Source organism: Lactococcus hircilactis, assembly GCF_009601015.1.
Classification (GTDB): domain Bacteria; phylum Bacillota; class Bacilli; order Lactobacillales; family Streptococcaceae; genus Lactococcus; species Lactococcus hircilactis.
Map to the genome: position 1 here is coordinate 1 of NZ_WITJ01000019.1, position 23,041 is coordinate 23,041.

General features: G+C 37.3%; 20 protein-coding genes. 15 read left to right on the forward strand and 5 right to left on the reverse strand.

The annotated features are described in order from the left end of the window. A partial coding sequence (locus tag GHI93_RS10900; protein ID WP_281347495.1) for a PTS sugar transporter subunit IIA domain-containing protein occupies positions 1-94 on the reverse strand: 94 nt, incomplete at its 3' end. 282 nt (positions 95-376) lie between these two features. Beyond that, positions 377-583 (reverse strand): ferredoxin, encoded by a 207-nt coding sequence (locus GHI93_RS10905; RefSeq protein ID WP_153497059.1) that lies wholly within the window; start codon positions 581-583, stop codon positions 377-379. Between the two features lie 46 nt (positions 584-629). On the opposite strand from GHI93_RS10905, the gene GHI93_RS10910 reads away from it, so the two are divergent. The 3 genes from GHI93_RS10910 to GHI93_RS10920 all read left to right on the forward strand — a co-directional run bounded on the left by GHI93_RS10910 (position 630) and on the right by GHI93_RS10920 (position 3,299). After that, on the forward strand, positions 630-1,145 hold the full coding sequence (locus GHI93_RS10910) for an SAG1386/EF1546 family surface-associated protein (protein WP_343030370.1): 516 nt from the start codon (positions 630-632) through the stop codon (positions 1,143-1,145). Positions 1,146-1,170: 25 nt separating this feature from the next. Further along, positions 1,171-1,830 (forward strand): (d)CMP kinase, encoded by a 660-nt coding sequence (gene cmk / locus GHI93_RS10915; protein WP_153497060.1) that lies wholly within the window; start codon positions 1,171-1,173, stop codon positions 1,828-1,830. 86 nt (positions 1,831-1,916) lie between these two features. Then, positions 1,917-3,299, forward strand: a complete 1,383-nt coding sequence (locus GHI93_RS10920; protein WP_153497061.1) for an LCP family protein — start codon at positions 1,917-1,919, stop codon at positions 3,297-3,299. Between the two features lie 53 nt (positions 3,300-3,352). On the opposite strand, the gene GHI93_RS10925 is transcribed toward GHI93_RS10920, so the two are convergent. The 3 genes from GHI93_RS10925 to GHI93_RS10935 all read right to left on the reverse strand — a co-directional run bounded on the left by GHI93_RS10925 (position 3,353) and on the right by GHI93_RS10935 (position 6,877). Next, complete coding sequence (locus tag GHI93_RS10925; protein ID WP_153497062.1) at positions 3,353-4,207, reverse strand: sugar ABC transporter permease; 855 nt, start codon at positions 4,205-4,207, stop codon at positions 3,353-3,355. Position 4,208: 1 nt separating this feature from the next. Further along, on the reverse strand, positions 4,209-5,573 hold the full coding sequence (locus GHI93_RS10930; protein WP_153497063.1) for a carbohydrate ABC transporter permease: 1,365 nt from the start codon (positions 5,571-5,573) through the stop codon (positions 4,209-4,211). 62 nt (positions 5,574-5,635) lie between these two features. Continuing rightward, positions 5,636-6,877 carry an extracellular solute-binding protein gene (locus GHI93_RS10935; protein ID WP_153497064.1) on the reverse strand — a complete coding sequence of 414 codons (1,242 nt, stop codon included), beginning with the start codon at positions 6,875-6,877 and terminating at the stop codon, positions 5,636-5,638. A gap of 276 nt (positions 6,878-7,153) precedes the next feature. Here GHI93_RS10935 and GHI93_RS10940 point away from each other — a divergent pair, with 276 nt between their 5' ends. The 12 genes from GHI93_RS10940 (at position 7,154) to GHI93_RS10995 (ending at position 22,955) form a co-directional block, all read left to right on the forward strand. Continuing rightward, the gene (locus GHI93_RS10940; protein ID WP_153497065.1) at positions 7,154-8,896 is read left to right on the forward strand and encodes a glycoside hydrolase family 13 protein; all 1,743 of its coding nucleotides are present in this window, start codon (positions 7,154-7,156) and stop codon (positions 8,894-8,896) included. A gap of 27 nt (positions 8,897-8,923) precedes the next feature. Beyond that, entirely contained in the window at positions 8,924-10,519 is a 1,596-nt protein-coding gene (locus GHI93_RS10945) for a glycoside hydrolase family 13 protein (RefSeq protein WP_153497066.1), read from the forward strand. 1 nt (position 10,520) lies between these two features. After that, positions 10,521-10,793: a DUF1294 domain-containing protein gene (locus GHI93_RS10950; protein ID WP_153497067.1), complete on the forward strand. Its 273-nt coding sequence runs from the start codon at positions 10,521-10,523 to the stop codon at positions 10,791-10,793. Between the two features lie 96 nt (positions 10,794-10,889). Continuing rightward, entirely contained in the window at positions 10,890-12,464 is a 1,575-nt protein-coding gene (locus GHI93_RS10955; protein ID WP_153497068.1) for an alpha-amylase family glycosyl hydrolase, read from the forward strand. Between the two features lie 62 nt (positions 12,465-12,526). Beyond that, positions 12,527-14,137: an alpha-glucosidase gene (locus tag GHI93_RS10960; RefSeq protein WP_153497069.1), complete on the forward strand. Its 1,611-nt coding sequence runs from the start codon at positions 12,527-12,529 to the stop codon at positions 14,135-14,137. Between the two features lie 96 nt (positions 14,138-14,233). Next, positions 14,234-16,495, forward strand: coding sequence for a glycoside hydrolase family 65 protein (locus GHI93_RS10965; protein WP_153497070.1), 2,262 nt, complete (start codon positions 14,234-14,236; stop codon positions 16,493-16,495). A 190-nt stretch (positions 16,496-16,685) separates the two neighbouring features. Beyond that, positions 16,686-17,657, forward strand: a complete 972-nt coding sequence (locus GHI93_RS10970) for a LacI family DNA-binding transcriptional regulator (protein ID WP_153497071.1) — start codon at positions 16,686-16,688, stop codon at positions 17,655-17,657. Positions 17,658-17,837: 180 nt separating this feature from the next. Beyond that, positions 17,838-18,506: a response regulator transcription factor gene (locus tag GHI93_RS10975; protein WP_211368890.1), complete on the forward strand. Its 669-nt coding sequence runs from the start codon at positions 17,838-17,840 to the stop codon at positions 18,504-18,506. Between the two features lie 137 nt (positions 18,507-18,643). Continuing rightward, positions 18,644-20,035, forward strand: coding sequence for a sensor histidine kinase (locus GHI93_RS10980; protein ID WP_153497073.1), 1,392 nt, complete (start codon positions 18,644-18,646; stop codon positions 20,033-20,035). Between the two features lie 93 nt (positions 20,036-20,128). Continuing rightward, positions 20,129-21,877: a 1-deoxy-D-xylulose-5-phosphate synthase gene (locus tag GHI93_RS10985; RefSeq protein WP_153497074.1), complete on the forward strand. Its 1,749-nt coding sequence runs from the start codon at positions 20,129-20,131 to the stop codon at positions 21,875-21,877. A 6-nt stretch (positions 21,878-21,883) separates the two neighbouring features. Further along, positions 21,884-22,159 (forward strand): membrane protein insertion efficiency factor YidD, encoded by a 276-nt coding sequence (gene yidD / locus GHI93_RS10990; protein ID WP_153497075.1) that lies wholly within the window; start codon positions 21,884-21,886, stop codon positions 22,157-22,159. Between the two features lie 97 nt (positions 22,160-22,256). Further along, positions 22,257-22,955: an ABC transporter ATP-binding protein gene (locus GHI93_RS10995; RefSeq protein ID WP_153497076.1), complete on the forward strand. Its 699-nt coding sequence runs from the start codon at positions 22,257-22,259 to the stop codon at positions 22,953-22,955. The last annotated feature ends 86 nt before the right edge of the window (positions 22,956-23,041 follow it).

A 23,041-nucleotide genomic window follows, 5' to 3' on the forward strand; every position in this document is an offset into this window, starting at 1 on the left:
GTACTTTTTCTTGCTCACCGAAAATCATTGTGACAGATTGTTTAATGCCTAGTGCGAATTCGCCATGGCTCGCAATAACAATTCCGATACTCAATTGAGTAACCTCCTATATAATATTATAATAATAAAATCATTACTCTTTCATTATACTACACTAATTATTCTTAATCAACTCTAATAGTAAACGATTTCAGAATAAAATATTAATTTTTCTAAAATGTCGCACCACTGTGCCGTTTATTTAAATAAAAAAAAGCCCATACTTTCTATATTATCGGTAAAAACCGTGTATAAAATAAAAAGTTATGGTAAAATGTAATAAAAGCTATCTTTTAGTAAGATTTTGAAATCTTTAACAAAAATCTTTAACGCTTTTTTATTTAGTTTTGACAAGTTGAAGCGCCGCTGTTGGACATTTTTTAACCGCAGTGATGGTGTGGTCGTCCGTGGGAACCTCAGCTTCTAAAGCTGACGTCGTATAGAATTTTACAATACCATTATCATGGTAATCAAAGATACGAGGTGCATTGACATGGCACAACCCACAAGCGATACATTTGTCTGGAATAATTTTAATCTTCATAAAGAGTATCATAATAAAATTTTTTAAAAAAAGAAAGGAAAAAGTCGTGGCAACGAAAGAACCTTGGAATAATGAAATTTATAAAGCAATGAAAGAGGAGCCCGAGAATCTTAATCGACATGATCGAACAGAAAGTGAGCGTAAAAAGCCACTTACGACGGTTTTTTTAACCTTTTTAGTTGTTTTAATGTTTGTTTTAGTGGCAGTAGCCATCGCTTTTATCCTATGGAATAGTGCAAGACAAAATTCAAAAGCAATCAGTGCATTTAATAGTGGCTCTACAAGTTCTTCTATCCAAAAATCCAGTGCGTCACAAGCAAGCAATGCAAGCACCTCATCTAGCTTATCTAGCTCATCAAGCTCATCTTCGACTTCCGAAAGTTCAAGCTCAGCAGCACAAGGCTCAAGTTATACCATTGTGTCTGGAGATACACCTAGTAAGATCGAACAAAAAACAGGTGTTTCATGGTCAGTGATTGCAAGCTTAAATAATATCACGAGTTCAGGTTATAATGCAGATGGTTCAGCAATTTATGCTGGACAAGTGATTAAGTTAAAATAAAAGAGAAGAATGAGATAGGAAAGTTATGAAAAAAATCCAAATTGCAATAGATGGTCCTGCTTCGAGTGGAAAATCAACAGTTGCTAAAATTGTAGCACAAGATCTTGGTTTGATTTATCTGGATACTGGAGCAATGTATCGTGCTGCAACCTCAGTTGCTCTTTTAAAACAGACCAAAGCACCACAAGAAATCATCTCATATATCAAAGAAAATCCAATTTCTTTTAAAAATACAAAACAGGGACAATTGGTTTTTCTTGGATCAAAAGATGTGACATCGCTCATCCGCACGAACGAAGTAACAAATCACGTTTCTTTTGTAGCTGCGCTTGCAGAAATTCGAACTTTTTTAGTTGCAGAACAACAGAGAATAGCGGCCGAAGGTGGTATTATTATGGATGGTCGAGATATTGGTACTGTTGTTTTACCACAAGCAGATTTAAAAATATTTTTGGTTGCTTCAGTAGATGAGCGAGCGAAGCGACGCTACAAAGAAAATAAGCTAAAAGGGATTCCGACAGAACTTGAAAAACTTAAAGCAGAAATTGCTGAACGAGATCGAAAAGATAGTACACGAGCAAATTCACCACTCAAGCAAGCAACAGATGCACTATTGCTTGATAGTACAGGAAAGTCAATTCAAGAGATCGTTCAATTTATTGAGCAAAAAGCACAGGCACTTTAAGCTTTCTTCCTAAAAATTATTTTGAGTATAAAAACATTGTTACTTTTTAAACACAAAAAAATAAAATTTGGTATAATATCAAAAGAATGAATGAAAAAAAATATAAACGTTTAGAATACTTAAGTCGCAATATTGACTATCTAACGATCAGACAAAGACAAGAATACAATGAACTCTTGAATGAATACAATCGTACTCAATCCACTTCTCAAGATCAATTTTATGATGAAGGAGACGATTGGCAAAATCAAGACGTTCAAAATGAAAATCAGTATAGCTTGAGTAATCACGATAATCAATACTCAAGCTATACTAATTATCGTCAAAATGAGCGTTATGATCAAGAAGATCTAAATGGTGGTCCAAACCCTCAACCCTCAAAAAACAAAAAAAGTACAAAAAATAAAAAGAAAAAGAAAAGACATTGGTTTAGATCTTTACTTTTAATAATTATTTTGATCATTGCTGTAATGATTGGTTTTTTTGTTCATGGATATAATCGCGGAATAAAGCATGAAGGTGGCGAGATTGCTGCTGAAAAATTTACGGGATCTAGTAACTCCGATGGATCAACAAACATTCTGGTTTTGGGTGCAGATAAACGTCCTGGACAGTCAGAAGATGTGGCTCATACAGATTCAATCATGGTTTTACATCTTTCAAAAGACAAAAAAACAGTTCGTTTGGTAAGTTACATGCGTGATACTTTGGTCAAAGTCCCTGGTGTTACAAACTATGGAAAACCTAACGTTAAAATCAATGCAGCTTTTACGATTGGAGAGCAATACAGTAAACAAGGGGTCAACTTATTAAGCGATACTCTAAAAGAAAATTTTGGGGTTAATATTAAGTATTATGCTGTGGTTGATTTTTCAAGTTTTGCAACGATTATTGATTCACTCTTTCCTTCGGGAGTTCAGATTGATGCTCAATTTTCAACCATTAACGGTAAAAAAATGGATGAGGTGCCAGTTCCAGATGATTTAGCCTCAACAGATGGAGCATTGCCATCAGATAAAACATTAACCGCTAATCAAGCTGCCGAGTTGGGCTATCCTGATGGCGGAGGAACGTTTATGATGATTAAGCAAGGACCGCAAAAAATGAACGGAAGAACCTTGCTCAACTATGCAAGATTCCGTCATGATGATAAAGGAGATTTTGGACGAGTAGCGCGTCAGCAACAAGTGATGCAAACCATTATTTCTAAAGCAAAAAATCCGATGAGCTTATTTACGGGATCTAGTGCAATAGGGACCGCTAGAGCAGTCACAATGACCAATATTCCAAATTCGTTCTTTTTAACAACAGGTTTAGCCACATTATTTGGAATGAGTGGAGGTGTGCAATCTACAACGATTCCATCTACAAATGATTGGAAGAATGCGTATGACAAATACGGGGGATTGGGACTCTCAATTAATATGAGTAAGTATAAAGCGTTGTCCCAAGAATTATTAGGACAATAAATCGAATCTTTCAAAATAAAAAATCGATTCTAAGGATCGATTTTTTATTTTGTTTAACCTTTATCAGCACCAGCAGTAATACCGTTGACATAAAATCTTTGCATGATGATGAAAAGAATCGTGATTGGAACTGCGACAATGATACAACCTGCAACGAATTGAGGGAAGTAACCTCCAGCAGCACCTTTTGCATTGGTCATCATGTTTTGAAGCCCATAGGCAATTGTCCAGTGTTTTGGACTCCCTGTTCCTAACAAAATCATTGGCATTAGGAAGTCAAGCCAGGGACCGATGAATGACATTAAAGCAGTATATACAATGATTGGACGTGACAGAGGCAAAGTAATATGCCAGAAGAGCTGCCCTTTAGTAGCACCATCAATGATTGCTGCTTCATCGATTGCAACTGGGATAGTATCTAGGAATCCTTTAAAGATATAAAAACCAAGTCCAGCACCGCCAACGTAAATCAGAAGCAAACCAATCAAGTTAAGCATATTGAATGCTTTCAAAATGTAGTATAAACTTACCATTGACATCAATCCGGGGAACATTCCAAGAACGAGTGCAACTTGCATAAAGGTTTTTTTCATTTTGAAGTGTAAGCGAGAAAGTGAGAATGAAACGATTAATACGAAGATGGTACTAATAATCATTGACAAAACAGCAATGATAAAGGTATTAAGCAACCAATTTCCATAAGGAAACAATGGATTATTAAAGATATTGACGTAATTTGACAATGTCCAATGTTCTGGAATAAATGTTTGCACGAACCCTGTTGTAGAAGATGAAAAACTGGCTAGGATAATCCAAACTACCGGAAACAGCCAAATGACAGCGAGTATCACAAGTAAAAGATATCTCAAAATTAAAGAAATATGTTGTTGAGTTTTATAAGACTTCATATTAGTTTGCCCCCTCTTTAAATGCAGAAGTTCTACGATAAGTAATCAAAGAGAATGTTGCAACAACGATGAAGATAAAGATACCTAAGGCAGAGCCAATATTGTAGTTTGCAATTCCACCTTTCATTGTTAAGTTGAACAACCATGTAATTAATAAATCAGTAGAGCCGGCTTGGTAGAAATTAGAGTTCAAAGGACCACCGCCAGTCAACAAGAAGATAACATTGAAATTGTTGATGTTACCAACAAATTGTTGAATCAAAGCAGGTGTCATAACAAATAAAATCTGAGGGAATGTAATAGCGCGGAAAATTTGAAAAGTATTAGCACCATCGATACGTGCGGCTTCAACTTGATCTTGTGAAATATTTTGGATGATTGCTGTTGTTAAAAGCATGGATACAGGAATCCCAATCCACCCATTAACAATCAGGACAGTTATTTTTGCAAATGTAGGATCTGAAAGAAATGGGATAGGATTGTTTCCGCCAATAAAGTGCATGTTGACCAACCAAGTATTGATTGGTCCACCGTCAGCGAAAAATTGACTCATCATCAACAATGACATGAATTGTGGCATTGCAAAAACGATGACAAAGAGCGTTCTCCAAAATCCTTTTGCTTTGATACCTTTAGACTCGATCAAAAGTGCTAAAAGAACACCAAAGAAGAAGGTGGTAAAGGTAGCTAAGATGGCCCAAATGATGGTCCAAAGCAAGAGCGAGAAGAAAGTGTGAGAAATGTTTCCTTGAGTGAAAATCTTTCCAAAAGCTTGGAATCCAGCCCAAGAGAATCCAATTTGATGATTAAAGTCGTAATTGGTAAATGCAATCAAGATATTAATCATTAAGGGAAGGACTGTGAAGGCGAGAATCCCAATCAATGGGATTGTCATTAAAGTTTGATGGATGCGTTCATCAAAAAGGGATTTCAAATCTTCTTTTACTGTTGGAATGTGCTTTTGGTCTCTATTCAGTACATAAAGATGACGTACTGATTTTAAATTAGCGTAATAGATGTAGATTAAAAGTGCAATAACGATTAATGAAAGCACACCAAAGAGTAAAATGGGAAGTGAAGCATCAGGTTGAAGCGTGACAGGATAACCTTGTGCATCAACAGTACGACGTAGCGTCTTATTTTCACCAAGATTAGATAAACCGGCTATTGATGAAATACCACCAATGATAAGCCAAGCGATAAACAATATTTCAGAAAGCAAGAATAAAATTCCTTTTAACCACTGTTTATTTTTTAATTGGCTAATTCCCATGACGATGAAACTTAGTTTGGTAGCAATATCTCCTTTTGACCAAACTTCTTTGAATGTTGCTTCAGGTGGAAGTTTAATTTTCTTTTTAAACATAATATATCCTTCTTTAAAATAAAAGGGATGGGCAAAGCCCAGCCCTAATACATTCTAAAAACTTAGTTAATTGCTTTAGAAATATCTGCAACGAATTTAGTCAATTGAGTTTGGAATTGAGCAGCAGGAGTCTTACCAAGGTAAGCGTTGTCAATGATTGGAGCTGCTTCAGTCCAGAATGTTGCCATTTCAGGCATCTTAGGCATCAAAGTATCATTTGCTACTTGTTTGATGACTGCTTGTGCTACTGGATCTGAGGTTACTTTAGAATCGTTTTGAGCTTTCTTAGATACAGGAATTGCTGCTTGTTCTTTATAGAGTGCCATTTGAGAATCTTCGTTAGAGAGGTATTGAGCAAGTGCATTGGCTGCAGGAATATCAGCAGAAGGAGTTTTAGCATTGATAGCTAAAGTTCCAACGCCAGAGAAAGCTTGCATTTGTTGAGCGCCTGAACCGAAATCAATCGTTGGTAATGTTGTCACACCCATGTTTTTGCCAAGGAATTTTTGGATATTTGTTGCATCCCAAGGACCATCAAGTACTGCTGAAGTTTTTCCAGCTTGGAAGTCAGCAAGTAAAGCAGATCCAGAATTTTTAACACCAGCATTTGCTTTTTGAGCAGCGAACCAATTCAATACTTGAACGCCTTTTGCTGAGTCTGCATCAGTTCCTTTCAGAGTTTCACCATCTTTACCGAATAATACTGTTCCATTAGAAAGGAATGCAGGGTACCAGTTGTATGAATTAGAGAAATCTGTACCGATTGGTGTAGCTGCTGTGAAATCTGTCCATGCTGCAGGAGCAGTCGCCATTTTTGCTTTGTTGTAGTAGATGATGTTTGATTGTTGATCTTGTGGATAAGCGTAAACATCGCCTTTCCAAGTCACGGCTTTGCCAGCAATCGCAATGTCATTGGATTTAATCCAAGAAACTTGTTTTGCAGGAAGTGGGTTGATGTATCCAGCTTCAGCGAGTGCACCGAGTTGATCATTTGGTACTTTAAACACATCAGCATACTTCGATGGATCTTTTGCAATATCTTGTTTAGCATTTGCAGAACCATTTGGATTTGTAGCTACTTTAACTTTAACATTTGGATATTTCTTCATAAAGTTTGAAGCAAGTGTTTTGTAGCTTGGGACAGTTGCTGTGTCGACCATTAAAGTTACATTTCCTTTAATGTCTTTAGGGTTAGTAGAAGTTGATGATGATTTGTTAGAACTTGCGCTGTTTCCACAAGCTGCGAGTGTTGCAATTGCGAGAACTGATGCTCCGCCGAGTGCCACTTTTTTCCATGAATTCATTTTGTTTCCTCCTAATGAAAACGGTTTTAATTTTTACACTTCTTATTTTACGCAAACGTATGCGTTTTGTCAAGCGAAAAGATATTACATTTGTGTTACGCTTTCAAAATGACTTTAAAAAGCTTTCATCGCATTTTCAAAAATAATTTTGTAACATAAAAATATTTAATTTCCCAAAAGTATCGCAAGCGTTTGCGTTTTTAAAACCGTTATGTTAAAATTGCATTAGCCATACTTCTGTGCTAATAGATTTAACTCATAAGGAGAAAATAAAAAATGAATAAAGCAGCGATATATCATCGTCCAGAGTCAGAATTTGCATATCTTTATACGAAAGATATTGTTCATATTCGCCTTAAAGGTGCAATAAATGAGCTTGAAGATGTTGAACTTTTCTATGGGGATCCATACGATTGGATTAACGATAATACGACTTGGGCGAGCAAAAGCATTCAACTTAAAAAAACACTTTCTACTATTGAGTGTGATTATTTTGAAACAGAGGTTTCTGTACCAACAAAACGAATGGATTATTTGTTTGTCATTACTGGGGTGGATGGCGAAAAGGTTGTTTTAAATGATTTGGGTATTTTTCCATATAAAGAAACGCTCGTGAGTAATAAATATGGTGCTTATCGATTGCCTTATTTTCATGAAACAGATCGGTTTAAGGCACCTGATTGGGTGAAAAAAACTGTGTGGTATCAAATCTTTCCAGAACGTTTTGCCAATGGAGATCCTACACTTAATCGCAAAGGAGTAAAAGCTTGGGATCCAGCTGAAAATCCTGATCGTCAAGATTTTTATGGTGGAGATTTGCAGGGTGTTCTGGATCATCTGGATCATCTCACGGCATTAGGGGTCAATGGAATTTACTTTACTCCTGTATTTAAAGCGGCTTCTAATCATAAATATGATACAGAAGATTATTTAGAAATTGATCCTGAGTTTGGCGATAAAGCCTTGTTTAAAAAGGTGATTTCTGCAGCACACGATCGTGGAATCAAGGTCATGTTGGATGCTGTGTTTAATCATATTGGAGATCTTTCTGATCAATGGCAGGATGTGCTTAAAAATCAACAAGCGTCTAAATACGCGGACTGGTTTCATGTAAATAAATGGCCAGCATCTTATACGCCAGATCCTGATTTTGAATATGCAGGGGATGCAACGTATGATACGTTTGCTTTTACACCTCATATGCCTAAGCTTAACACAGCAAATAAAGAAGTACAAGCACATTTGTTACACATCGCAAAGTACTGGATTGATGAATTTGACATTGATGCGTGGCGTTTAGATGTTGCTGATGAGGTTGATCATGCGTTTTGGAAGAAATTCCGTGCGACGTGTGATGGAGCCAAAGATGATTTCTACATTCTGGGTGAAGTGTGGCATTCTGCACAGCCTTGGTTGGTGGGAGATGAATTCTCTTCAGTCATGAATTATGCTTATACGGATGCAATTAAAGATGGTTTTATTAATAAAAAAATCACGCTGGATCAAATGGTTTCTAATATTAATGCGCAGCTCATGCTGTATCGCAAACAATGCAATCAGGTGATGTTTAATGTATTAGATAGTCATGATACCCCTCGTATTTTGAGTATTGCTCATGGGAATAAAAACTTGATGAAATTGGTCGAAGCATTCACTTATTTACAGCCTGGTGTACCTTGTATTTATTATGGAGATGAATATGCTTTAGATGGTGAAGGAGATCCAGATTGTCGTAAATGTATGCCGTGGGATGAAGCACATCAGGACTTACAGATGTTTGAATTTTTCAAAAGTTTGGTTGCTTTTCGGCATGACTATGCAGAAACCTTATCAAATGCAGCAATGGACTGGAAAATCGTTGATGATAAAAATGGCATTGTGAAATTTGAACGAGGAGAATTAAAAGCCATCTTTAATGTTGGAAATCGGCCTGCTTATTTTGTGGCTGATCAAATTATTTTGTCAAATTTAGTTGAGGGTCAAAATGTATTGCATTATGGATTTGCGATTTATGAATAATAAGATAAAAAATTTTTTGGAGGACGTATGAAACATCATTGGTGGCAAAAAACAGTGGTTTATCAAATTTATCCACGCTCATTTATGGATGCAAATGGCGATGGCATTGGTGATTTACAAGGCATTATTTCTAAGCTTGATTATCTTTCGGAGCTAGGAATTGGAGTGATTTGGCTAAGTCCTGTCTATCAAAGTCCGATGGATGACAATGGTTATGATATTTCTGATTATCGTGCAATTGCTGATATTTTTGGGACGATGGATGATATGGATATGTTGATTTCTGAGGCGCGTCAGCGTGGGATTAAAATAGTCATGGACTTGGTGGTGAATCATACGTCTGACGAACACGCATGGTTTGTCGAAGCACGTCAATCTAAAGATAATCAGTATCGTGATTATTATATTTGGCGTGATGAGCCAAATGAGCTAGAATCTATTTTTAGTGGTTCTGCGTGGACACGTGATGAACAAACAGGACAGTACTATTTGCATTTATTTAGCCGACGTCAACCCGATTTGAACTGGGAAAATCCTAAAGTTCATCAGGAAGTTTTTGCAATGATGAATGATTGGATTGATAAAGGAATCGGTGGTTTTCGGATGGATGTGATCGATATGATTGGAAAAGAGATTGATCGCGGAATTACAGCAAACGGTCCAAAATTGCATGAGTATTTACACGAAATGAATCGGGCAACTTTTGGAGATAAAGATTTGCTTACGGTCGGTGAAACTTGGGGAGCCACTCCTGAAATTGCTGAACTTTATTCAGCACCTGAACGTGAAGAATTGTCAATGGTTTTTCAGTTTGAACACATCACTTCGACATATCCTGAACATGGTGAAAAATGGGAAGCTGGTGCGTTGTCGGTGCCTAAACTAAAGGAAATCTTTGAAAAATGGCAAGGATTAAAAAAAGGATGGAATTCTTTATTTTGGAATAATCATGATTTGCCTCGGGTTGTTTCAAACTGGGGAAATGATGGGGTTTATCGCGTTCGGTCTGCAAAAGCATTTGCGATTTTATTGCATTTGATGAAAGGAACGCCGTACATTTATCAGGGAGAAGAGATTGGAATGACGAATTTTCCTTTTCAAACGGTAGATCAACTAAACGACGTAGAATCGCTCAACATGCGAAATGCACGCTTAGCAAAAGGAGTGTCAGAAGAGAAAATTATGGCGTTTATTCGTAAAGTCGGACGTGATAATGCGCGCACACCAATGCAATGGTCGAACGAGAGTCAAGCTGGATTTACGACGGGAAATCCTTGGTTATCAGTCAATGAAAATTATCATGACGTCAACGTTAAAGCAGCATTAGCAGATGAAAGCTCCATTTTTTATACGTATAAAAAACTGATCGCGTTACGTAAAATGAACCCTTGGGTCGTAGATGGAGAGTTTAAATTGATTGCTACGGCGGACAATGTTTTTGCATACGTCAGAAAATATGAAAGTAAGAGTTACTTGGTGGTAGTGAATTTATCAGATGAAGAAAATGAGTTCGCATCAGGATTTGTACCGCGTCAGGTGGTCATTCAGAATGTGGAACGAAAATTGGACGATTTGAGAATCACTTTAAAACCATGGGAAGCTTTTGCAGTTGAGGTTGACTGAGATGGGCGTTCACGTATTTTTACTCATCATTCTTGGTGTGTATAATCTTGTGGTTTTTGGATTTTATGGAGTCGATAAATATAAAGCAATCCATCATTTGTGGCGGATTCCTGAACGCGTATTGTTGTTTCTTGCCGTGATTGGTGGTGGTTTGGGTGCTTTTTTAGGGGGACAAATTTGGCATCATAAAACGCGGGAGTGGTATTTTTGGATGGCATGGGGAATTGGCTTAGTGGTTGATGTCGGATTAATCTTGCTATTTTTGAAATTTTAATAAAATGTAAAGTTTTAAATTTATTGTTGGAAAAATCTTGTATTTTAAGTGACATAATGGAAAAAAATAAATAATCTAAAGAACGGATGGATCGTGATGAACAATAAAAAACGAATTGTTACAGCAACTTTGGGGCTTATTGCGTTAGGGATGTTGAGTGCTTGTCATTCGGGAATGAAAACAGAAGTGAATTCTCAAACGTCCAAAAATCAGGGAATTTCTGTCAATTCATCACTTTATCGAAATTTTTATGAAATTTTTACAGGATCATTTGCGGATAGTAATGGTGATGGTGAGGGAGATTTGAATGGTGTCACCGAACATTTGGATTATTTAAATACTGGAAATCCCAAATCAACGACAGATTTAAAAGTCAATGGATTATGGATGACGCCTATTTTTGCAAGTCCGTCATATCATGGTTATGATGTGAGTAATTATGAGGAAATTAATCCTAAAATGGGGACGATGGCTGATTTTGAGCGATTGATTAAATCTGCAAAACAGCGCGGAATTGCGGTGATTTTGGATTTGCCCTTTAATCATACTTCTACTGAAAATGCTTGGTTTAAGAAAGCGTTGGCGGGCGATCAGAAATATATGGCATATTATAATTGGTCAGACACAGCAAAACAGGGCTATAGTTTGGCTTCTAATGGCAAATATTATGAGTCTGAATTTGATAAAGGCATGCCTGATTTGAATTTATCTAATCCAGATGTGAAAGCTGAGTTGGCTCAGATCACGAAGTTTTGGTTGAAGAAGGGAGTTTCTGGATTTAGGTTAGATGCGGTGCTTTATTATTATCAAAATGATGATCAAAAGACAACTGCATTTACAAAATGGTTGGTCAAAACGATTAAATCACAAGATAAGAATGCCTATGTTGTTGGTGAGGTGTTCTCGGATGCTTTAGATATTGATTCGATTTATGGGTCAAAAATTGATTCACTCTTTAATTTTCCGTTGGCTGTGAATTCGAGTTCGAGTATGTTAAACAATGCGGTTAATTTTGCGCAGGGGAATTTGTTTGAAACGCAAGTGACGGATTGGGATCAGGAGATTCATAAGGATTACGCTGGGGCCATTGATGCACCGTTTTTAAGTAATCATGATACGAATCGCTCATCGAATATGTTTCAGAATTTGGCAAGTCAAAAAATGGCAGCGAGTACTTATTTATTGTTACCAGGAAATCCATTTATTTATTATGGCGAAGAATTGGGGATGAATGGGGATGGCATTGATCAAAATAAACGCTTGCCAATGCAATGGACTCAAAATCAAACGGATTCACCGAAAGCTCCTGCAGGAAGTACTGAATCTGTCAGTACTGACGGAGGTTCTGTCGCCAGTCAACAAGCTAATCCTCAGTCACTTTTAGCATGGTATAAAAAAGTTTTGCGCGTGAAGGCGCTGTATCCATCGCTTGCGCGTGAGCGAATCAAAGCAGTGGAAGTGAAAAATTCGTCACTTTCTGTCATTAATTACGGCAAAGATTTGACGGTGGTCAATAATTTTTCATCAACGCAAACTCAGACCATTAAACTGCCTAAAGCTGTGAATGGACATCATTTGGCTTCTAGTTTGGTGATTTCTTCTGGCGCGGTCAAATGGGCTGATGGGAAGTTGGTGTTGCCTGCTTACAGTACGGCAATCTTGAAGAAATAATAAAAAAAGTGCTGATGAGTAATGATTAAAATTTCTGTCAGTACTGACAAAAGGTTATAAAAATGAATAATGATAAAAATTGGTTTCATAACGCAGTAGGTTATCAGATTTATCCTAAATCTTTTTACGATAGTAATGGGGATGGGATGGGCGATTTAAAAGGCATCATCGAAAAATTGGACGATTTAAAAACATTGGGTGTTGATTTTTTGTGGATTAATCCGGTGTTCAAAAGTCCTCAAGTTGATGGTGGGTATGATATTTCGGACTATTATGCGATTGATGAGCGATTTGGTGAACTTTCTGATTTTAAGGCGTTACTTAAAAAAGCGCATCAATTGGGCATGAAAGTAATCACAGATTTGGTGGTTAATCATACATCTAATCAGCATCCTTGGTTTTTGGAGAGTCAGAAATCAAAAGATAATCCTTATCGTGATTATTATTTGTGGGAAGATGCACGTTCTAATAAAATGCCAAACGAATGGATTTCATTTTTTGGTGGCTCTGCGTGGACCTATGATGCGCAAACAAAACAAGCCTATTTTCATGTTTTTGGGAAAGAACAACCCGATTTGAATTGGAAAAATCCAAAAGTAAGAAAAGAAATTTACAAAATGGTGAGATTTTGGCTGGATTTGGGATTAGATGGGTTTCGTTTAGATGCGATTTCACACATTCAAAAAATGCCTTGGTCTTATAAAATAAAGTCTTGGCACGGCGATGGACCGTGGGTTCCCTTTATGAATGTTTCTGGAATTGAGCAGTACATGAAGGATTTAAAAGAAATTTTTGATGAGTATGGTGCGCTAACCGTGGGCGAGGCTTCTGGTGTGCGCTCAACACAAGCACCGGATTGGACGGATGATTCTGGCTACATCAATATGATTTTTGAGTTGGAACATAATGCAAGGAAAGCGAATGGGGATGGTCATGTTTATCAGATGAAAAAAACTTTGATTCGATGGCAAAAAGACTTGCTTGAGCGAGGATGGAATGCGTTGTATCTGGAAAATCATGATCAAGCACGAGTGCCAGATGTTTATGGAGATGGCTCTGAAGCGTGCGCAAAAGCTTTTGCGGTGGCGTATATGCTGCTTCGTGGGACACCTTTTATCTATCAAGGTCAAGAAATTGGCATGCGAAATTTCCCATTTCAATCGGTCACTCAGATGCGTTCAAAAGAGTTGATTGCTCAGTATGACAAATGGATTGAACGCGGATGGGATAAGAAAGCGGCGCTTTTGAAAATGACAAAAAATTCGCGAGAACATTCAAGAACACCGATGCAATGGACTCCTGAGAAAAATGCAGGATTTAGTACAGGAACGCCTTGGATGGAGGTGAATCCGAACTACACCACGATTAATGTTGCTGCTCATTCTGAACTGAGAATGCTTTATGCACAATTGATCGCCTTGCGTCATCAGTCATCAGCGATTTCTGATGGTGCGATTAAATTCCATTTTGAACGGCATTTACAAGCCTTTGTTTATGAACGGGAGAATTATTTAATTTTGGTGAATTTGGGGCAGAAAAAAGCACATTTGGACTTTGAGACGACTTCTGTCAGTACTGACAGAAATTATGAACACGTTTTAGGAAGTAAAGCACGCACGTTTCGTGCCAAAATGATCTTAGATGCGTGGGAATATCAGGTTTTTAAAAAATAAGTCAGAGATAGAAGTAGGATTTGATGCCGAAGTTCTAAAAAACGACATCAAAATGTCATAATGACATCAAAATGTTAGAGAAAGAAAGATTAAAACATGAAACAAATTACACGAATTATGGGAATTGATCCCTGGAAAATTACATCAAATCATATTGAAATTGAAAATCGGCGCCTCCAAGAATCGTTGACATCGATTGGAAATGGGTATATGGGAATGCGCGGTAATTTTTCTGAAACATTTAGTGCAGATCATCATCAAGGGGCATATATCGCGGGTGTGTGGTTTCCGGATAAGACACGTGTGGGCTGGTGGAAAAACGGTTATCCTGAATATTTTGGGAAAGCCATTAATGCGCTAGATTTTGCAAAAATTCGGTTATGGATTGATCAAAAAGAAGTCGATTTGGCGACGGCACCTGTCGAAAATTTCGAGATGGCACTGGATATGAAAAATGGAGTGCTGACTTATGCTTATACGGTTTATGGCGTGCGCGTGAATGCAGAGCGATTCTTTTCGATTGCGACACCTGAACTTGCGGTGTTCAAATTTGGATTTAACAACGCAGATGAAGAGTTGCACAGTATTCGAGTGGAGAGTTTCATTGACGCTAACGTGCGAAATGAAGATTCTAATTATGATGAGAATTTCTGGAAAATTTTAGATCATGGCAGTACTGAAAATGGCTCTTACGTGATGACAGAAACGATTCCAAATCCATTTGGTGTAGAACAATTTACTGTGCTTGCGCATCAAGAAATCAGTGGGGATTTGGATTTAACGAATCAAACGTTCATCGATCATGCGGTCGTGGACACGTTTGAAGAAATTTTGCCTTCTGGAGATGTGCTTACTTTTGAAAAAAGAGTGACCATACTTACGAGCCGTGATTATTCATCGCTGTCAGCACTGACAGATGCTTCTGTCGCGCTAGCAGACTCACTTTCAGAGATTTCTTATGAAGAATTACTTGACGCACAAACAGAAAGTTGGGCTGCGCGTTGGGAACTTGCGGACGTCCAAATTGAGGGATCTGACGAAGCACAACAAGGCATTCGTTTCAATCTTTTCCAACTTTTTTCAACTTATTATGGTGAAGATGAACGTTTAAATATTGGACCTAAAGGATTTACTGGAGAAAAATATGGCGGAGCAACGTATTGGGATACAGAAGCGTACGCAGTGCCGCTCTATCTTGCACTCGCAGATATTTCTGTCAGTAAGAATCTTTTGAAGTATCGTCGAAATCAACTCCCACAAGCACAGCACAACGCACGTCAACAAGGCCTTGCAGGAGCACTTTATCCGATGGTGACATTCACAGGAATTGAGTGTCATAATGAGTGGGAAATTACTTTTGAAGAAATCCATCGTAATGGTGCGATTGCGTACGCCATCTATAACTATACCAATTACACGGGAGATGAGCGTTATCTCGCGCATGAAGGACTTGAAGTTTTAGTTGAAATTGCTCGGTTTTGGGCGGATCGGGTGCATTATTCTGCACGAAATGATAAATACATGATTCATGGGGTCACAGGACCAAATGAATATGAAAATAATATCAATAATAACTGGTACACTAATACATTGGCCAGTTGGGTTTTGAAATATACGAGCGAAAGTCTTTCCAAATATCCACGTCCAGATCTTGAGGTGAGTCGTGCAGAGCTTGAAAAATGGGCGGAAATTATTGAAAAAATGTATTATCCCAAAGATGAAGCACTCGGTATTTTTGTGCAACATGATGGATATTTGGATAAAGATTTGACACCTGTTGCAAAATTGGATCCAAAAAATCTTCCGCTTAATCAAAATTGGTCTTGGGATCGCGTTTTGAGAAGTCCATACATCAAGCAAGCTGACGTTTTACAAGGGATTTATTTCTTTGGAGATCAGTACACTTTGGAAGAAAAACGGCGAAATTTCAATTTTTATGAACCATTAACAGTCCATGAAAGTTCACTTTCACCCTCCATTCATGCGATTCTTGCAGCAGAACTTGGAATGGGTGAAAAAGCTGTTGAGATGTATGAACGCACTGCACGACTTGATCTCGATAATTATAATAACGATACTAAAGATGGTCTTCATATCACTTCTATGACAGGATCATGGCTTGCGATTGTTCAAGGATTTGCACAAATGAAAACGTGGAATGGACAATTAAGTTTTGCACCGTTTTTACCAAAAGCATGGACAGGTTATGTCTTTCATATCAATTATCGTGGACGGTTGCTCAAAATTTCAGTGCGTAAACAGGTGGAAATTGAACTGCTCAAAGGAAAACCACTTGAGATTGAAGTTTATGGAAAGCAATTCGTTTTAGAAGGACAAAAAACGATTGACATCAGCTAAACATCAGATGTTCGATTTGAACATGATAAAAAAATAATTGAAAAACATTAGTTTTAATAAAAAATACAATTGACATTTTAAAAAAAATTTTGCAAAATAGAGGGAGCATCATTTAAATCGTAAAAGAAAGGAGTTGCTGGACGGGTGACCTAGCGTCACCTGCGACACGAGCGCGTAAAGGAAATTTAAAATGGCAGTAACAATAAAGGATGTAGCAAAAAAAGCAGGAGTGAACGCATCGACCGTCAGTCGTGTGATCAAAGACAGTTCTCAAATCAGTGATCGAACGAAAACAATTGTGCGTAAAGCGATGGCTGAGTTGGGTTATACCCGAAATGCTGCAGCACAAATCCTTGCTTCTGGAAAAACCAATACGATTGGTGTTGTTTTCCCCCCAGTAGATAACAAGTCTAGTCAACCCTTCTTTATGAAAATATTGACGGCAATCAATGAGACTGCACGAGAATCTAATGTTTCCATTGCGATTGCAACAGGACACACGCAAAAGGAATTGAAAAAGCAAGTGCAATTGATGTATTCAGAACGTCGTGTGGATGGATTTATTGTGTTGTATGCAGGAAAAACAGACAGTGTGCGTGAATATTTATTTGGAAATAATATTCCGTATGTCCTCGTCGGAACACCATCAGAGCATCAAAATGAAATCACTCATGTGGATAATGACAATAAACTTTTAGGTCATGAAGCGGTTCGTCATTTAGCACAATTGGGGCATAAAAATATCGCCTTTGTGACAGATACAAAAGAAGGTGAAGTTTTTGCGGAGCGTTTTCAAGGGTTCAATGAAGAAATGATGAGTCGAGGATTGACGAGCAGTCTTTTAAAATTTGGTCAAAATTTTTCGATTGGGAAGGCCACTGCATTGATTGTCATTGATGATGTGCTTTCTTTGAGAGTGCTTGAGCGTCTCAAAGCTCAAAATTTAAGTGTTCCTGATGATATTTCCTTAATTACATTTAATAATTCGATTTTTGGAACAATCATGCATCCTTTTTTGACGACGTTCGATATTAATGTCACAAGATTAGGTGCTGCAAGTGTAGGGAAATTTCTTGACTTGCTCAATAGTACATCTCATTATCATGAAAAAACGGTTATTCCTTTTGAATTAATCTTAAGAGAATCCACAAAAGCCAAATGATTTGGCTTTTTTTCTTTTTAAAAAATCTGTCATCTAAAAAAATTAATCACTTTAGTTTAATTTCAGCTTATGTTAAGGCTTGGACAAGAAAAAAGAGCGATAATAGTGTAAAATATAAGGAAAGGGACAGAATTCAGAAGTGGTGAGGATTCTGCACAGAAGTGAAGAAGGATGGATCCTATGATTAAAATTTTATTAGTGGAAGATGATCTTTCATTATCCAAATCAGTTTATGATTTTTTGAAGTCGTTTGCTGAGGTAAAGCAGTGCTATGATGGTGAAGAAGGATTATATGAAGCTGAACTTGGAATTTACGATTTAATTTTGCTTGATTTAATGTTGCCTGAAAAAAATGGATTCGAGGTTTTAAAAGAATTACGTGAACAAAATATTGAAACACCCGTTTTGATCATGACTGCAAAAGAATCCATTGATGATAAAATGCACGGGTTTGAAATTGGCGCAGATGATTATTTGACCAAACCGTTTTATCTTGATGAGTTAAAAGCACGGATTCAGGCATTGTTAAAACGTAGCGGAAAACTCGAAGATGCTGCAGGACTTTCTTATGGCGGTGTGCGCTTGGTTTTAGCGAATAAATCTGCATTTGTTGGCGAAAATCAGGTGGAATTGATTGGGAAAGAATTTGATTTGGTTGTTTATTTAATGCAAAATCGAAACGTTATTTTGCCAAAAGAACAGATTTTTGACCGAATTTGGGGTTACGATAGTGATACAACAGTCACTGTTGTCGAGGTTTACATGAGTAAGATTAGAAAAAAATTAAAAGATACGACATTCACTGAAAAACTTGCAACGTTGCGTAATGTCGGATACATTTTGCGCTAATCTATTTTGAATTGGCAAATCTGTCAGTGCTGACACCATCAAATCGCGTGAAAAATGAGTTCTGTCAGTACTGACACCATCAAAATATACGAAAATAATTTTTTGTCAGTGCTGACAGAAATTGTGGAGGAGAAAAAATGCATCACTTGATGAATAGCGTTAAAAATTCTGCGATTGTTAAGAATGATGGGAAAAATTTCCTTCATTTTTTTCTAGCTTTTACTGTTATTTTTGCAGCGTTGACCTTGATTATTGTTCAAGTCATGAGAAGTGGGGTGTATAAAACCACTGATCAAAATTTGCTCAATCTGGGACAAAACCCTGATTTTCTAAAATCCATCGTTTTGCATCAGCAAAGTAATAGTAACGCAGATAGTCATCCAAGCAGTACAGGACAATATGGTCCAGCAAACACGGTGTTGCTTTATGATGAAAAAGGAAAATTAATCATCCCCACAACGACGACTGTTGCAGGGCAAAATGGTAATCAGATTTTAACTCAACTTGAGAAATCTGTCCGCTTTAATCGTTCAAATATCGGCACAATCCAGTCAGTATCGGTCCATAATGATTATGGCGCGAATTGGAATTATCGTTATCTAACGATGGCTACAGTGGATACCAATGATAATATTATTGGATATGTTCAAGTATTTGCCAATGTGGATCAGCTTAAAGAATCACTTTCAAGAAACATTTTAATAGTGCTTACAACGATGGCAATTTTTTGGGTCATCTCGATTTTGATTAGTCTTTATCTTGCAAATTGGACCTTACTTCCAGTCATGTTAGCGTATGAAAAACAAAAAGAATTCGTTGAAAATGCGTCACATGAACTGAGAACGCCGCTTGCAATTTTACAAAATCGACTTGAATTACTTTTTCAAAATCCGACGGCAACGATTATTGATGAATCAGAAAATATTTCAGCAAGTCTTTCAGAAGTTAGAAATATGCGTCTTTTAACTACAAATTTATTAAATTTGGCAAGACGAGATTCAGGATTAAAAATTGAACCTGAAGAGACGAATGCCACGTTTTTTGAAAATATTTTTGAAAGTTACCAGATGTTGGCGCAGGATGCTGATAAAACGTTCACAGGAACAGTCAAACTTGATGGAAATGTGAATTTGGATCAATCATTAGTTAAACAATTGATGACGATATTATTTGATAATGCGATGAAATATTCTAATGAAGATGGAAAAATAGACATTCTGATTACGAAATCTGGAAGTTATTTAAATCTTTTTGTGTCAGATAATGGCGAAGGCATCTCAAATGAGGACAAAAAGCGCGTATTTGATCGTTTTTATCGCGTGGATAAAGCGAGAACACGTCAAAAAGGTGGACTGGGCTTAGGACTTTCATTGGCCAAACAAATCGTAGTGGCTTACGGTGGTAGAATCGCAATCGAGGACAATCCACCAAAAGGAACAAAATTTGTCATTCGCTTGAAAATCGAGATGCCAACGGTTCATCCCGCACGCATTTTCCAAAAAAATAAAGAAATAAGTGATAAAAAATGAGAAAGAAAAAGATTGCGTAGTTTTTCAGTTTAAAAAATACAAAAAAGTGGTAAAATCAACTTATAAAATATTTATCTATAAAAAGGAGACACGATGTCTGTATTAGATCAAGTAAATTCGCCTGCCGATGTGAAAAAGCTGTCGAATGAAGCATTAGAAGAATTAGCAAGTGATGTGCGCCGCGCGGTGCTCAATAAAGTCAGCCAAGTTGGAGGACACGTCGGCCCAAATTTAGGAGTGACAGAACTTACGATTGCGCTGCATCGCGTGTTTCATTCTCCGATTGACAAATTCATTTGGGATGTCAGCCATCAGACGTATCCGCACAAAATTTTGACGGGGAGAAAAGAAGGATTTGTGACAGGGCATTTTCACGAAATTACTCCATATACAAGTCAAGAAGAAAGTGAACACGACTTTTTCACAGTAGGGCATACGTCAACTTCTGTAGCAAACGCATTGGGATTTGCAAAAGCGCGTGATTTAACACATCAATCTGGAAATGTTATTGCTATTCTTGGAGATGGTTCATTTTCTGGTGGATTGGCACTTGAAGCACTCAATAATGCAGGACAATTTGATGGAAATTTGATCATTATCATGAATGATAACGACATGTCCATTGCTGAAAATCATGGGGGATTATATCCTCATTTGGCAAGTTTACGTCAGAGTAATGGGACAGCAAAAAATAATATTTTCAAGGCTTTTGGGCTGGATTATCGTTATCTTGAGTCAGGAAATGACATTCAAGCGTTGATTGCACTTTTTGAAGAAGTAAAAGATTGTGATCATCCAATCGTACTGCATATCCACACGGTCAAAGGTCTTGGTTATGAACCTGCGTTAAAAAATAAAGAAAATTGGCATTGGCACGTTCCTTTTGATCTTGAAACGGGAGTATCTCTATCTCCATCATCAAATAAAGAAAGTTATAGTAGTATTTTGATGGATTATATGGATCAAAAAATGCAAGAGGGACAACCAATTTTGGCGATTAATGCTGCAATTCCTGCGGCCTACAATTTAAAAGATTTTGCACATAAATATCCAGATCATTATTGGGATGCTGGGATTGCTGAGCAATTTACGATTACCTTTGGTGGCGCAGCTGCGCTTAATGGGGCGAAATCATTTATTTTCCACAATTCAACCTTCGTCCAACGTGCTTTTGATCAATTCGTCCATGATTTAGCAATCAATCATGAACCTGCGATTGTTTTTATTAAGGGCGACGTCATCTCTAGCAGTGATCAAACACACCAAGGAGATTTTGCGCGCGGTTGGCTTTCAAACATTCCCAATCTGATTTATCTTGCACCAACAAGTAAAGAAGAACTTTTAAATATATTGGATTGGGCCATGACACAAGATGAAAATCCTGTGGTCATCAATATCCCAGAACACGGTGTAGAACATCGTTTGTCAGCACTGACAGACTTTAAAAAACCAGCGTATCAACTTGAAAAACAAGGACAAAACGTTGCGGTTTTAGGACTTGGAGGAATGTTTAGCCAAGCTGAAAAAGTTGTTTTAGAATTACAAAAATCGGGCATTGAAGCGACGCTTGTTAATCCAATTTTTGTCAGTAGCCTGGATTGTGACTTCTTGTCAGCACTGACAACGCACCATCAGGTCCTTGCAACGTTTGAAGATGGTGTACTTGATGGAGGATTTGGACAAAAAGTAGCCAGTTTTCTTGGACAAAGTCCGATAAAAGTGTTAAACTTTGGAGCAGATAAGGAATTCAATGAAGAAGTCCCTGTTTCTGAACTCTATCAACGCTATCATCTCACACCTGAACTCGCTGCAAAGGATATTTTATCTGCACTGCAGAATTAAAAAAATATGAAAAAAATCTTTATTTCACTCGTTCGATTTTATCAACGGTTTATCTCAACTTTGACATCACCAAGCTGTCGCTATTATCCGACCTGCTCTACTTACATGATTCAAGCACTTGAAAAACATGGCTCAAAGGGAGCGTTGATGGGAATTGCGCGCATTTTACGATGTCATCCATTTTGCACACCAGGCTACGACATTGTACCAGAAAAATTTAGTTTGCGTCGCAACTGGGCTGAACCTCTCACGGATGAAGAAAACAACTCACATTTTCATTGAGTTGTTTTTTTATTATCCATATTATTTCTTGCGTGTTTTGGAATGTGATAAACTTAGAATAGTAAGAAAAAAATTAGAAAAATAAAAGGAGATTCTCATGATTGAAATGAAAAATATTCAAAAATATTTTGATGAAAAAATGGTCTTATCTTCTGTTGATCTTCTTGTTCAGGAGGGGGAGATTTTTGGACTTTTAGGTCCTTCTGGATCTGGAAAAACGACCATCATCAACATTTTAACCAATCAAATCGAGCATGAAGCAGGAAAAAAGAGAGTGGAAGCTTCTGCTTTTGAAATCGGATTAATGCTGGATTCGGATGAACTTTATGAGCGGCTCAATTGCTTAGAAAACTTAGAACTTTTTGCCAGAATCTATGGCGTTTCTCATAAAAAAGTAATGGAAACATTAGAGAATGTCGAACTCACGCATGTTGCAAAAAAAGAAGTTTCAACGCTCTCAAAAGGCATGCGTCAGCGGCTTGCTTTAGCGCGTGCAATGATTCATACACCAAAAATCTTATTTCTTGATGAGCCTACAAGCGAACTAGATCCAGTTTCTTCCAGACACATTCACGAAATGATTAAAACGTTACGTCATCAAGGGGCGACAGTGTTTTTGACCACACATAATATGGATGAAGCCGTCAAACTTTGTGATCGTGTGGGGCTATTATACGAGGGAAAAATCGTTGAAACAGGAAATCCTTATGACATTTGTAAACGTCACGGTGCCATAAAAACAGTTCCAGATTTAGAAAAAGTATTTTTCAAAATGACAGGTGCCAATCTGATCTAATCCGCATTGCTCGTTTTTTTTAAGAAATTGATAATAAATCACATCAAAAAAATGAGAAAAATAATGCAATTTTAAGTTTTTGATTG